Genomic DNA, 12,404 nt, shown 5'->3' with positions numbered 1-12,404 from the left:
GTTTCCGTGAAAGAGATACGGGACGTTTGGTCGTTTTTTGTCACTCGTTCTCGCCCCGATTCCCGGCGCTCATCGCCACTTTGACGCGCGATGGTCACGACGCGAGCGTTGAACGTCGTGCTGCTGGATCACGAATTCCAACGACAACTTGCCGATGTGCTCGGGCGACAGGTAGGCTCGCTTTCAAACCATGGGGGTCACCGTGACGACGAACGCCTACAACTTTGCAGCCTTGGACCACGTGATAGCCGAGGCTCGCCGGACCGATCTGTCAGTGGTCGAGCGCGCTTCACTTTTTGCGGCCGCCACGGCCTACGGCGACCGTTTGCAAGAACTGCTCGACGACCACCACGGGAAAGACGGCATGGGGTATGAACGGGGAAAATTGAACTCGGTCGTATCGAACCTGGGAATCGTCCTGGGCTTTGGCGCCTTCGCCGACGACAAGCCCCACGCAGGAAATTGGACAGCCATCGATCAAGATTGGCATGTGTTCACGGGCGCGTTCTGACAGGCTGTCAACGTCAGCTTGACGCCCGCCCGTTTCGACAGCCGGACTTGTCGGGCGGCGGTTTTAACGGCGCGTGATCGGCTTTCGCCCCATGTTGCGTCTGCCCAATTCGCTCAGTCCGGCCGAAGTCAACTTGAATTCGCCCTCTTGATCGCCCCGCGCAAACCATCGCTTGCCCGCCATCGCTTCGAGCGCGTCTAGCCGCAACTGGTGCTTATGTGCATCGACGACCGTGCCGCGTTCGGGCCTGGGCGTCCAGATGACACAAAGCGCCTCAAACACTTCGTCCTCCGCTACCCGTTCCTCTTCGATGCGGTCTTGCGTGTCGTCGGTCATGCTTGCCTCGCTTGGTTGTGCGAAGGGAACCTAAGGGCGAAGAGTTACGGCTTAGTAGTTGGTTTGCTGTTCGGAATTCTCAAGAATTCAGGACAGATTAACCCTCTTTATCCGAGACTCCGTAAGGGCGTCCGGCCTACAGAATAGGGTGAAAGGGAGAGACAAATGACCCGCGCCATCGCCTATTTCAGAACGTCGTCTGCCACGAACACGGACGGCGACTCGGTTCATCGCCAGGCCCGCGCGGTAGAGGCGTTTGCCATCGCCGCCGGATATGAACTCGATTCCTGCTTCTGGGATGCAGCCGTGTCCGGCGCTGATCCAGTGGAATCGCGGCCGGGCTTTGCCGCCCTACTTGACCGTGCGGTCGAGGCGGGCGTGTCGGCGATCTTAATCGAGAACGCCGACCGCTTCGCCCGCGACCTACTCGCGCAAGAACTTGGCCTTCGCCAGCTAGCCGCCCTGGACGTCCGCGTGGTCACGGCCGCTGGGCTCGACCTGTCCGATGACTCTAGTCCTGAACGCCTGCTCATGAGGCAAATCGCGGGCGCGGTGGCGGGCTATGACAAGGCTAAGACTGTTCAGCGGCTACGCGCCGCGCGCGACCGAAAGCGCGCCCTGACAGGCAGATGCGAGGGGCGCAAGGCCCACGTCGAGACTCAGCCCGGCCTTGCGCGAGAGGCACGGCGCCTCGCCCGGCGGAACCCCAAAACCGGCAGGGTCCGGTCCCTTCGCCAGATCGCCGCCGAACTCGCCGCCTTGGGGTTCGTGGGCAAGGGAGGCCGCCCCTACAGCCCCAACGTCGTGTCTGGCATGATCGCGCGATAACCCCCGCCTGGGAGGGACACCCCGGCCGAAATTTCGACCGCCGGGGACCCGTGACGGGTGGTAGGCTTCCGCTTACCTTAAGGGCGCCAGCCGTTCCCGGACTTAATTTCGCTTTCCACCCGCGACACCCGGCGACGTTGCGAGGCTTGGGCGACCGACGTAATATCGGCGCATTGGAAGGCTGCTAGATTGTCTAAGGTGCCACGATCCCAGCTATGAAATGGTGGCGACCGATGACGGTTTGCTGCTGACAGCCCGCGACGGCCAAGCTGACCGCTTCACCGAATTAGCGCGCGACCTGATCGAGAACGCGGGGGAGGATTTTGCCGCCTTCCCCACGGTTGACGGCCGCCACGGCTATGACCGGGTTTTCCTAATCCCGCTCCAGTGATCGGCGGGCCGGTCATGCGGCCGCTGCTGAATTCGGCCGACGTCGCCGCCTGGGCGCGCGGCGAAGGCTTCATCGATTTGCGCCCCTCCGCATGGCACGTCACCGTCGCCGGTGGACTCCCTGAGGGCGTCAGCCTCGATCCGGCCGGGCTCACACTCCCGCCGTCTACAGCCCGCGCGGTGACCCGTATGGGCGGCTTGATAGTTCTGGCGGTGGTGTCGCTCGCCCTGGCGCGGCGCCACCGTCTCCTATTCGCGGCGGGCGCGCATTGGAGATTTCGCCGGTATCTGCCGCACGTGTCTTTTACTGCTGACGACGGGCGCGACCTGGCTGCCGTCCGCCCCTATGGCGGGGCGCTCGACCTGGGGCCGGAACTGGTCGATCACGGCTTTAGTCTATAGGTCGAGCGCCCGCTTCACTACGTCAGCGACCGAAGTGCTGTGAGAGGCGCGCACTTGGCCTGCGTTGGTGATTTTCCAGAGGGAGTAACCTGAACCGCTCAGCTTTTTGATCGGCTCATGGCTCCAGCGCCCCTCGGTAATAAGGCGAACAATAACCCGCTTCGTCCGACGTTCATCTCGGATCGCCAGAAGCTTTTTCCCGGCGTCATCGACGATCAGATGGCTTCCTTTCGGATCGACCGCGTAGATCAGGTCATCCTTCCACACGAGGAAATCTGGGAAGAATCGTCGGCCGCTCCCCTTCTCCAACAACGGAATTGAATAGCCGCCATTGGAAGGGTTGCGAGCCCACCTGAGTCCTGTCGCGTCGATGGTTTCTGCAATCTCGACTTCCAGATCATTGAGATCGCTGTATCCCTCATGCACTGAGTGCTTGAACCGACGAAGTTGATCCGGCTTCGCCAACACACTGCCGACACGATAGGGGTTGCTGGCCTCAAACGCCAAGTCTGCGTTCGTTAGGTAAGCATCGACCATCCGTTCAGCCTCATTTCGGAGGTGGCTCGCCGCGCGGCTGGTGATCTCAACTCGTGCTTCGAACCTGGGATCGGCCCAGTCGATGGTTTTGACCGCTTCGGGATAAAGGCTCTGCATCGTTCGCCGGACCAGCCAGCGTGCGACCACCCGGTTTGAATGCTCGCGCGCAGTCACCGTCACCGTGGCGCTCGATCCGTCCCCAATTGCCTGAACCGCCCTGACCTGCTCACCCGGTCCCTGGCTGTTCACGTTGTCGCCGCCATAATCCGGCAGGGTGGCGACAACAGCAGCCATCGGTTCAACCGCTTCATCTGCGTCGATATGGATTTCTGGAACGTCCATCGGATGCCGTGGATCGAGGCGCGCTCTTGCGCGCTCTCGTCCGTCCACAAAACCCTCCAGCTTCACTTCCGGAAGTTCAGCGGCGATTTTGACCTGGACTGCCCTGAGCGTCTTTTCGAACTCCTGGCGATCATCGACCCTGAGGAAAAAGTTCGCCGTGTTCAGGTCTGGGTCGGGATAGTGGCGAGCGCCCGGCTGCCTAAGCACACGACCGATTACCTGCTCGACTTGGATCGCCGAACCCATCGATTTGTCGATATATGCAAAGCAACAACTGGGGTCGTCCCATCCTTCTTGGAGCGACTGGTTGAAAATGATGTGCCTGAAGTTGCCTGCGGTGAATGCCGCGAAATCATCTTCCCCACCAGAGAAAAGGTTGAAATCTGGGGGCAGCGGATGGTTCTTCCGATCAACTTTAAGGTCGAGGTAGACCGCGATCTCTGCCGGATCGATGCCTGCGACTTCAACCAGGTAGCGCCAGATGACAATGGGCGGTGCCCTACGTTCAACGAACGGGCGTGAAATGACGTCGGCGGTTCCGTCGTCCTGCGTGATGTTTGTGCGGCAAACGTAGATCGCCTTAGGCGCAAACCCGGCTTCCAGAACCTTGGCCTTTTCGTCAGCGACCTGAAACTCGGCCATCATGTCCGACAGGGCCGTTTCCATTTCGGTCGAGTAACCGCCAAGGATGATTTGCCGCTTCACCAGCCCGGCTTCCACTGCGTCAACGCTCCGGATTGCGGTTACCAAGCTCCGTTGAGGATCGGAGAACCCGTCGTCCTCAAGTGGCTGTGCCGTCCATCCACTCTGGGTCAAACGGCTGATAACTTGCCCCAGTCGCGCAGGCGTTCGCATAGTGGCCGAGGCTACCAGGATCGCGTCTGGCTCCAGTTCCAGCAAGATTTCTGTCTGCTGGTCCGAAAGGTTTTGGCCCTCGTCATAGACCACGATAAGCGGTCTGCGGGCTTGGCCGTCCTCGGCACCACGCCGGGTGAGGTTCGCCCAGAGCGACTCATCGCTATGGTCTAGAGCCACTTGGTGGACTTTTAGCGAGCCATCGGCGCGATCTTGCTGGTTGAAACTGCCGACCGTGGCGAGAGCGAGAACAGCCTGGGAAGCGTCGCCAATTGCATCTCTCGGCACCTCGGCTAGGGGAGAGACGACAAAGCCTTCGACAAGACCTTCGTATTTGCCACCGGGCCGGAAGTTGCCCAGAGTTTGATCCACGACCGCTCGGCTTTTCGATACCCATAGCACGACGGGCTCCAGCGACATGTGCGCGCGCATCTGAGCCACCGCATCGGCGAGGATCGGAGTCTTGCCGGCGCCGGTAAGCGCGGAGAGCGCCTGATAGTATGGGGTGGGCCAGTCCGCGTATTCCATCGGGCGACGCCGATCACTCGCCAGTAGGACATACCTCGCCGCTATCTGGCTCGATGCCTTGGACTGAAACGGCAGGAGTTCGAAATTCACGCTCGGGCCTCGTAGTTATCGTCCCCGGCCGAGTAGGTATGCAAAGCTTCGTTGAACCCCAGCTTTTCCAGGATGCGATTTGGAATCTGATAGAACTCAACGTTGGGGCCGCCGTAAGTAGAGATGCGCGCGTAGACGTGGAAGGGTGAAGACAGGCGCTCGGCTTCGGCTTCCTTCACGATAGACCGGAAGGCTTCGCGGTTCAGCACAGACGGATTCTCGGGTCCGCTCCACACCAGGAAGTAACCTTCGCCGCGCGAGTTCTTTGCGAACAGATGATTATGCGTTCCAGCAGGGAGTCGATGAAGGTGAGAAGCTGATCTCTCCGCCTGATCCCAATGACTGGTGAGGAGGAGATCGATCATCTCTTCGCGCTCAAGGGCCAAGACTGCTTTGGCATCCACCTTTGCCATGAGTTTCTGGAATCGGAACCCACTCGCGAGAGGCTTGGCCACGACGCCTAGCTTGCCGTCAACGACGCGCTTACCCTCGATAGCGTGTTGGAGCCGCTTCTGAGTCAGGCTGCGGGCGTAGGCATCGCCTTTTTCTGGTCGTCCCTGTTCGATCAGAACGAATCTTCGGTCAGTGCCCGCCTCGTCGTTCAACTCCATGACTGCGTGACCAGTCGTTCCCGATCCAGCGAACGGGTCGAGCACAATGCCTTTGGGCGGGCACCAAATTTGGATGATCTTCTTGATCAACCGCATCGGTTTGACGGTTTCGAAGCCGTGCCCTTTGCCGACGATGGCCGAGAGTTCGTTTACACCAGCTTGGCTATGACCGGATGCAGCGTGGGGCCAAGATGTAGCACCCATCTCAAACGGCTGATCATAGTCGTCATCGGACCAGTATGTAGTCGGCACGATGCCCTGTTTGACCTCCTTGAGATATTTTTTGAGCCCGAACGTGCCGAGGCCGTCGTCCCGCCAATGGGCGGCTGGCCAGTTCCCCCGGTCCATGACTGATCGGGCTGTCTCGCGCGCCTTCTTCAGCACACGGTTGTCGTCGGCGAATTCGCGTTCGTGGGGCAGCGGTGCGCTCTTGATTACCAACGCCTTGGGGTGACCGTCCCCGAGATCACGTTCGACGTAACTGGAACCCCATTGCTCCAGCCAGCTCTTCATCCGCCGCTTCTCAGAGCCCCAATGCCTGCCCTTTGAAGGGTAGTGAAGTTGGCCGGTGAAGGGAGACTGGATCGCGTAGACCATACCCGGATGGGTGCTGTCGCCGGGCGCAGTTAGGTCGCCCGGCTTCCAAGGCTCGGGATCGCCATCACGCGAGAAGTAGCGAGCATCCATCGCCTCAGTCCTGGCGAGAAGACCGGTTTTCGAACGATCAATGTCCTTTGCGTAGATCAGGACGTATTCAGTTGCCGTAGACAGATGCTTGTGATCATTCCGAGGGGCGTAACTCTTCTGCCAGTTGATGATGCCAATGCGATTGGCTTCACCGAACATCTCGTCCAGCATCATCCCCAGCCGGAACATTTCGCGGTGGTCGATGCATATGGCGATGACCCCTCCCGGTCTCAGCATCTCCTTCATCATCCAGAGACGGGGCGTCATAAACCGAAGCCACTTTGAGTGGCGAGAACCGTCATCGGCTGGCACAAGCCGTCCGAGGTCTGGATCGTTGGGGTCTTCATCCCAGCGATCATTGTAACGGAAGTCTTGGCCCGTGTTGTAGGGCGGATCGGCGATGACCAGATCAACCTGGCCTCTATATTTATACAGGCTGACCAACGCCTGAAGATTTTCGCCCTCCACTAAAAGGTTGCAGGCCTGATCTTCTACCGAACCTACAGAAAGCTTATCCTCGATCTTCTGGGACCGAGGCTGAACTTTTCGGATGATCTGCCAGGGAGGAGTTTGGCCGGGGTAGCGAAGGCGGATGCCGTTTTCGTCGCTCTCGCGCTCCTCGGTCAGAAGCCGGATGAGGTCTTCTCGGCTAAGTTTGTCAAAATCATTCACTGACACAGTCGTCCCCCACGCAGGATCGGAGTCACGCACTCAAGAGCGCGCGACATCATCTCGACCCATGCGTCAAATTTGGTCGCATGCCTCTTTAGAGGCTTGGAATCTTCCTAGCATCACAAGTTGCATTTCGGAACGTCGGCATTCTCTTTGCCAGGGTGCCGGCAGCGAAAACAGGATGCCCAGCGCGGTGATCGCCCTCTTGTTCTGACCGGCGCCCCCCCCCCATGCCAGGGACGAAAATTTATCCGACCGGAGGGACCCAAAGCGGGGTGTCCCTGCCAAATTCCGACCCGGCGCCAAGGAACTCCGGATGAAATTGAGGTAGCGGACTCCGTATCAATGAAGTGCCTGCGACCGCCTTCCCGACCGATGACGATCTGGACTCCAAGACAGTTTCGTTTAAATACTGACTTAGACAATGTCGTAAGCGCGACAGTGGGATGGAGTCCGCTACAGGTGAAGCGCGCCGAAGCTGATCCGCGCATTGTGCGCGTGAAGATCAACGATTTCGTCCAGGCCATATTTCTCGCCCGTCGAACGCTTCGCCCAGCCGCCGATTGCGTCGAGTATTTCCCGAGACAGCCCAGCAGTCCGGCCGCGCTGGCGAAGACCATGGCGGAACGAGTGAAAGACGATAGCCGGGTCATCCGAGACCACGTCATCCAACATTTCGCCGAACCATTTCGAAAAGTAGTGCGACCAGTCCCCTTTGTAAGGTTCGATTTCAGGAAATAGGCGCTCCGACTTATCGTTCCTGCGCTTGGCGACGAAATCCTTAAAGCCAGCCTCGACCAAGAGCGGGTGAACAGGAACGAAACGCTCGCTGTTGAGCGTCTTGAGGCTCTTGCTTTGATCACGCCGACCATCGGCGTCGAATTCGCTTAGGTCCAGATAGACAATATCGCCGTGCATCTTAACGTCGGTGGTCCGAAGCTGGCACAATTCCGACAAGCGACAGCCGTTGAGGGCGAGGGCGGGGACCCAAAACCGGGCCAATCCTTGCGCCTTATACTGAGATAGATGGTCGAACAGCTTGACCAATTCGGCGTCCCGGAAGCCGCGCCGCCTCACGCTGTCTTTCGCTTCCCCAGCGAGTCCTTTGAACGGGTTGAGATCGGCCCAGCCCTCGCGTTCGTCGATAGCCCAATTCCAGACCATGGCCGCGTTGGTCATGTAGTTTTTGACGCTGTTGTGGGTCAGTCGTGGAAGGTCGTCCTTGTCTGCGCGCTCAATGGCTTCCGACAACGTCACGTTCGTCCCAAACCGTTTGACTGCGTTCGTCGGGACCCGCTGGAGCGCTTCGCGCACCCGCCGGGCGTCGTCGCGCTTGACGGCGCGCACCGGCGTTTCCTCGCCCAGGAACTCCTTGATGGCCCGAAAGATCGCCTTGGACTCCTTGACCGCCGCCTCGCCCCGCGCGGCCTTCGCCGCCGCAAGGTAGGCGTCCAACAATTCGCCCACGGTCCTGTCGCCGTGGCGCACCTCATAGGCCCCTGGCGCGGGCGGAACCACCGGTGCCGGGGTCGCGTGGTCCGACATGATCGCGAGGATGCGGGCCGCGAGGCGCCGCTCCACCTCTTCGGCTTCCAGCACCTCGCGCCACGCTTTGGCGAAGGCCGGGCGCACGGCGGCGCGGACTCGGTGGTCTATGGCCCCGACCACCTGCGATAGCGTTTCTTCAAAGCCCTGCACGTCCCGCCACGCTTCGCCCCCGGTCTCAGCAGTCCGGAGGCGCTCGACCCGCCGGAACGTCTCAGGCGGTGGTGTAACGTCCCGCGACGTCTGCGGCCGTTCCGTGAAATACAATCGCGCCCACTCCGGCCCGCCATGATCCAGCCCAGGTGCCGGGGGAGGGCGGTCTGCCGCCCGCTCCATGGTCGCCGTGAAGTCCAAGATGGCGATGTCCACGTCGTAGCCTTGGGCGCGGGCGATGGCGCGTTCGCGCCAGTCCTCGATCCTGGCGAGGACGGCCGCAACGTCCTGCGGGTTGCCGGTCGCGCGGAGCGCCGCGATAGCCCGTTTCCATTCTGCCTTGATCGCCGCGCCGACCCGTTCTGCATCGTCTTGGTCGCGTCGCCGCGTCGTCCGAACCAGTTCGACTTTTGGCTTCCCATCGGCCCGGACAAAGAGAGCCCGGCGGGGATCATCGGAGGGCAGAGCGGCAACGATGGCGCGCACGTCGCCAGGAACCGCCATACGGACGTTAGCGGTACGGCCGTCCAACTCAACCCATTGGTCCCCGACCTTGCGGCGCGGGCGGACAAGCCCCTTCTTGGTCGCCATCAACTACCCCAAATTTGGATAACTTTTGGATAACCCATGCGGCGCGCAAAGCCAATGTCTGCGGGCCTTCTTAGCGATTTCAAGAGGTTAGAGAGACGATGGTGGGTGATCACAGGTTCGAACTGTGGACCCGCTGATTAAGAGTCAGCTGCTCTACCAACTGAGCTAATCACCCGTACCGTCGTCTGCGCCCTTGGTGAGGCGCCGGTCCTTCGCAGCGGCGTGAACACCTCGGCGAAGGGCGCTCCTATTACTCGCAGCGATGAGACGGCGCAAGCGCCAAATGCGTCTTTTATCGTGATTGCAACGCGCGCTAAGGTCGCGGCTTGAATCAGCCGCCGGAAGACGCGGCGAGGGGGAGTAAACATCATGGCGTTCTGGAACCGTCGTCGATCGATCGACGCGATGCTGGCCCCGAGCTCGGGGCCGGAGCTCAAGAAGACCCTAAGCTGGCCGCACCTCATGGCGCTGGGCGTCGGGGCCATCGTCGGCACCGGCATCCTGACCCTGATCGGCGTCGGGGCGGGCCTGGCGGGTCCGGCGGTGCTGATCAGCTTCGCTCTGGCCGGTCTGGTGTGCGCCTGCGCCGCCCTGGCCTATGCCGAGCTGTCGACCATCATGCCCGCCTCAGGCAGCGCCTATACCTACTCCTATGCCGCTCTGGGCGAGATCTTCGCCTGGGTCGTGGGGTGGAGCCTGATCCTCGAGTATTCGCTCGTCGTCTCGGCCGTCGCCGTGGGCTGGTCGGGCTATGCGGCACCCTTCCTGGCGGGGCTGGGGATCGACCTGCCGTTCGCCCTGACCGTCGGGCCGCACGTCGAAGGCGGGCTGATCAATCTCCCGGCGGTCTTCATCATCGCCATCGTCACGGGCCTGCTGCTGATGGGCACGCGCGAGAGCGCGACGCTGAACGCGGTGCTGGTGGTCATCAAGATCGCCGCCCTGGTGGCCTTTGTCGCCATCGCGCTTCCGAACTTCGATGCGGCGAACTTCACCCCCTTCATGCCGCACGGCTTCGGGGCGCCCTTCGTCCAGACCGGCGTCATGGCCGCGGCGGCCATCATCTTCTTCGCCTTCTACGGCTTCGACGCCATCGCCACGGCGGCTGAAGAGACCAAGAAGCCCGAGCGCGATCTGGCCATCGGCATCGTTGGTTCGATGGTGGTCTGCACCGTCCTCTATATCGCCGTCGCCGCCGCTGCGATCGGCGCCGCTCCGGTCGCCAGCTTCGCCGACAGCCCCGAGCCGCTTGCGCACATCATGCGCGGCCTGGGCCAGGGCGTCGCCGCTCAGTGGATCGCCGCCGCCGCCGTTGTCGCCCTTCCGACCGTGCTGCTGGCCTTCCTGTTCGGCCAGAGCCGCATCTTCCTGGGCATGGCCCGGGACGGTCTGCTGCCCAACCGCCTAGCCAAGATTTCCAATCGCGGCGTGCCGACCGTGGTGACGATCTTCACCGCCATCGTCGTCGCCTTCCTGGCGGGCATCATGCGCCTGGACGAACTGGCGTCGCTGGCCAACGCCGGCACCCTGATGGCCTTCATGGCCGTGGGGATCAGCCTGATCGTGCTGCGCGTGCGCGAGCCCAACCGCGAGCGTAAGTTCAAGGCGCCGCTGTGGTGGCTGGTCGGCGGCGTCGCCATCGTCGGCTGTATCGTCTTCTTCTTCAGCCTGAAGACCTCGACGCAGCTGTATTTCCTGCTGTGGAACCTGCTCGGCCTGGCCGTCTACCTGGTCTGGTCGTCGCGCAACTCGCGCCTCGCCAAGGGCGAAGAGGTCGAAGGTTAATGGCCAGGCGCGACCTGTCGGGGGCGGTGGATTTCACCGTCCTCGAAGCCATGACCGGCGGCATGGATGAAGTGACGGAAGAAGTGCTGGGCCTGTTCGCGGAACAGGCCCGCATGTGGTCGGCCATGCTGGACGCCTCCAGCGAAGGCTGGCGCGACGCCGTGCACACCATCCGCGGCGCCGGAGCGGGCATCGGCGCCAAGGCCCTGGCCCAGATCTGCGAAGAGGTCGAGTTCGGCGAGCAGGCGGCTGCGCCCGCCGGGCTGGAGCGGGTGAAGACGGCGCTGGACGCGGCCCTGGCCGACGTCGCCGCCTATCGCCATGAACTGGCGCTCAGAAGCCTGAAGGGCTGAAGCGAAGACTAGGCCCGCGTCTGGTCCCAGGTTCCGAACTCGTGGGCGATGCAGCGGTCGATCAGCAGGCGCCAGACCGGCTCGGCGATGTCGGGCGACAGGCCGGCGGGCTCGGCCGCCTTCAGCACCTTGGCCACCACGTCGTCAATGCGGGCCTGATCAAAGACGGCGTCGCGGTTCGGCTTGATGCGGGCGGCGGCGTCCATATAGCGCTGACGCTCGGCCAGCAGGGTCACCAGCGCGCGGTCCAGCGCATCCACCCCCTGCCGCACATCGACCATGGTGACGCAGTCTTCGGGGGCCTTGCGCTCGTCGATGGCGACGGTGCGGGGAGAGGTCATCAGGTCAGCCGACAAAGGCGCGCTCCAGAACATAGTCGCCGGGTTCGGCGTTCGAGCCTTCTTTCAGGCCGTAGGATTCCAGCAGTTCGCCGGTCTCCTTGATCATAGCCATCGAGCCGCACAGCATGACGCGGTCGCTGTTGGGCGAGAAGCCGATGGGCAGTTGCAGGTCGGCGAACAGGTCGCCGGACTTGATGCGGTCGGTGATCCGGCCCGGCGTCTCGAACCGTTCGCGCGTCACCGTCGGGTAATAGGTCAGCTGGGCCTTGGCCTCATCGCCGATCAGCGGATCGTCGTGGATCTCATGGCTGAAGAAGTCGCGATAGGCCAGGTCGGCGACGTTGCGCACCGTGTGGCAGACGATGACCTGCTTGAAGCGCGAATAGGTGTCCGGATCGCGCGCCACCGACAGCCAGGGCGCCAGGCCCGTGCCGGTGCCGATCAGCCACAGGCGCTCGCCGCCGGTCAGGGCGTCCAGCACCAGGGTCCCGGTCGGCTTCTTGCCCATCAGCACGCTGTCGCCGGCGACGATCTTCTGCAGGCGCGAGGTCAGGGGGCCGTCCTGGACCTTGATGGAGAAGAACTCCAGCTCCTCGGCCCAGAAGGGGCTGGCGATCGAATAGGCGCGCAACACCGGCTTGCCGCCGTCTTCGCCCGGCAGGCCGATCATCACGAACTCGCCCGAACGGAAGCGGAAATCCTCGGGCCGCTTCACGCCAAAGCTGAACAGCTGGTCGTTCCAGTGGCGGACCCACAGGACTTCCAACTCATGGAACGGACTGGCCTTGACGGGCGGCGCGGCGAGAGAGGCGTCAGACATGGGGCCTAACTAGGCGGTCGAGGGCGA

At 62.1% G+C, this 12,404-nt stretch carries 12 protein-coding genes and 1 tRNA gene; 6 read left to right on the top strand and 7 right to left on the bottom strand.

The genetic code is table 11. The features are described from left to right. The first annotated feature begins 202 nt into the window (after positions 1-202). The gene (locus tag H9656_RS05855; protein ID WP_191743251.1) at positions 203-511 is read left to right on the top strand and encodes a hypothetical protein; all 309 of its coding nucleotides are present in this window, start codon (positions 203-205) and stop codon (positions 509-511) included. Between the two features lie 63 nt (positions 512-574). On the opposite strand, the gene H9656_RS05850 is transcribed toward H9656_RS05855, so the two are convergent. Then, complete coding sequence (locus tag H9656_RS05850; protein WP_191743250.1) at positions 575-847, bottom strand: hypothetical protein; 273 nt, start codon at positions 845-847, stop codon at positions 575-577. Positions 848-1,012: 165 nt separating this feature from the next. Here H9656_RS05850 and H9656_RS05845 point away from each other — a divergent pair, with 165 nt between their 5' ends. The 3 genes from H9656_RS05845 to H9656_RS05835 all read left to right on the top strand — a co-directional run bounded on the left by H9656_RS05845 (position 1,013) and on the right by H9656_RS05835 (position 2,467). After that, entirely contained in the window at positions 1,013-1,675 is a 663-nt protein-coding gene (locus H9656_RS05845) for a recombinase family protein (protein ID WP_191743249.1), read from the top strand. 220 nt (positions 1,676-1,895) lie between these two features. Then, positions 1,896-2,066: a hypothetical protein gene (locus H9656_RS05840; RefSeq protein ID WP_191743248.1), complete on the top strand. Its 171-nt coding sequence runs from the start codon at positions 1,896-1,898 to the stop codon at positions 2,064-2,066. A gap of 14 nt (positions 2,067-2,080) precedes the next feature. Further along, positions 2,081-2,467: a hypothetical protein gene (locus tag H9656_RS05835; RefSeq protein ID WP_191743247.1), complete on the top strand. Its 387-nt coding sequence runs from the start codon at positions 2,081-2,083 to the stop codon at positions 2,465-2,467. On the opposite strand, the gene H9656_RS05830 is transcribed toward H9656_RS05835, so the two are convergent. From H9656_RS05830 to H9656_RS05815, 4 genes are all read right to left on the bottom strand, one after another. Continuing rightward, on the bottom strand, positions 2,462-4,819 hold the full coding sequence (locus tag H9656_RS05830) for a DEAD/DEAH box helicase (RefSeq protein ID WP_191743246.1): 2,358 nt from the start codon (positions 4,817-4,819) through the stop codon (positions 2,462-2,464). The two genes, H9656_RS05835 and H9656_RS05830, sit on opposite strands and share 6 nt — an antisense overlap. Next, positions 4,816-6,789 carry a site-specific DNA-methyltransferase gene (locus H9656_RS05825; RefSeq protein WP_191743245.1) on the bottom strand — a complete coding sequence of 658 codons (1,974 nt, stop codon included), beginning with the start codon at positions 6,787-6,789 and terminating at the stop codon, positions 4,816-4,818. The genes H9656_RS05830 and H9656_RS05825 overlap by 4 nt, the downstream gene beginning before the upstream one ends. A 456-nt stretch (positions 6,790-7,245) precedes the next feature. After that, a complete protein-coding gene (locus H9656_RS05820; protein WP_191743244.1) occupies positions 7,246-9,078 on the bottom strand; it encodes a site-specific integrase in 1,833 nt (610 codons plus the stop codon). A gap of 99 nt (positions 9,079-9,177) precedes the next feature. After that, positions 9,178-9,253: transfer RNA gene (locus H9656_RS05815), tRNA-Lys, on the bottom strand. 194 nt (positions 9,254-9,447) lie between these two features. Here H9656_RS05815 and H9656_RS05810 point away from each other — a divergent pair. Both H9656_RS05810 and H9656_RS05805 read left to right on the top strand, forming a co-directional pair. After that, a complete protein-coding gene (locus H9656_RS05810; RefSeq protein WP_191743243.1) occupies positions 9,448-10,863 on the top strand; it encodes an amino acid permease in 1,416 nt (471 codons plus the stop codon). Next, positions 10,863-11,216 carry an Hpt domain-containing protein gene (locus tag H9656_RS05805; protein WP_191743242.1) on the top strand — a complete coding sequence of 118 codons (354 nt, stop codon included), beginning with the start codon at positions 10,863-10,865 and terminating at the stop codon, positions 11,214-11,216. Before H9656_RS05810 ends, H9656_RS05805 begins: the two co-directional genes overlap by 1 nt. A gap of 8 nt (positions 11,217-11,224) precedes the next feature. On the opposite strand, the gene H9656_RS05800 is transcribed toward H9656_RS05805, so the two are convergent. Further along, positions 11,225-11,557 (bottom strand): chorismate mutase, encoded by a 333-nt coding sequence (locus H9656_RS05800; RefSeq protein WP_024353237.1) that lies wholly within the window; start codon positions 11,555-11,557, stop codon positions 11,225-11,227. Positions 11,558-11,561: 4 nt separating this feature from the next. Next, positions 11,562-12,377: a ferredoxin--NADP reductase gene (locus H9656_RS05795; protein WP_191743241.1), complete on the bottom strand. Its 816-nt coding sequence runs from the start codon at positions 12,375-12,377 to the stop codon at positions 11,562-11,564. Positions 12,378-12,404 lie beyond the last annotated feature (27 nt).

This window comes from Brevundimonas guildfordensis (assembly GCF_014836405.1).
In the GTDB taxonomy this organism is placed as follows: domain Bacteria; phylum Pseudomonadota; class Alphaproteobacteria; order Caulobacterales; family Caulobacteraceae; genus Brevundimonas; species Brevundimonas guildfordensis.
The sequence above is the reverse complement of the archived record's forward strand: the minus strand, read 5'-3'. Positions and strand labels throughout refer to the sequence as shown.

What these genes read in the sequence shown, in the direction of transcription:
- H9656_RS05840 (WP_191743248.1), top strand. Translation starts at nt 1,896, where the DNA reads ATGGTGGCGACCGATGACGGTTTGCTGCTGACAGCCCGCGACGGCCAA.
- H9656_RS05820 (WP_191743244.1), bottom strand. Translation starts at nt 9,078, where the DNA reads ATGGCGACCAAGAAGGGGCTTGTCCGCCCGCGCCGCAAGGTCGGGGAC.
- H9656_RS05805 (WP_191743242.1), top strand. Translation starts at nt 10,863, where the DNA reads ATGGCCAGGCGCGACCTGTCGGGGGCGGTGGATTTCACCGTCCTCGAA.
- H9656_RS05800 (WP_024353237.1), bottom strand. Translation starts at nt 11,557, where the DNA reads ATGACCTCTCCCCGCACCGTCGCCATCGACGAGCGCAAGGCCCCCGAA.
- H9656_RS05845 (WP_191743249.1), top strand. Translation starts at nt 1,013, where the DNA reads ATGACCCGCGCCATCGCCTATTTCAGAACGTCGTCTGCCACGAACACG.
- H9656_RS05795 (WP_191743241.1), bottom strand. Translation starts at nt 12,377, where the DNA reads ATGTCTGACGCCTCTCTCGCCGCGCCGCCCGTCAAGGCCAGTCCGTTC.
- H9656_RS05850 (WP_191743250.1), bottom strand. Translation starts at nt 847, where the DNA reads ATGACCGACGACACGCAAGACCGCATCGAAGAGGAACGGGTAGCGGAG.
- H9656_RS05810 (WP_191743243.1), top strand. Translation starts at nt 9,448, where the DNA reads ATGGCGTTCTGGAACCGTCGTCGATCGATCGACGCGATGCTGGCCCCG.
- H9656_RS05835 (WP_191743247.1), top strand. Translation starts at nt 2,081, where the DNA reads ATGCGGCCGCTGCTGAATTCGGCCGACGTCGCCGCCTGGGCGCGCGGC.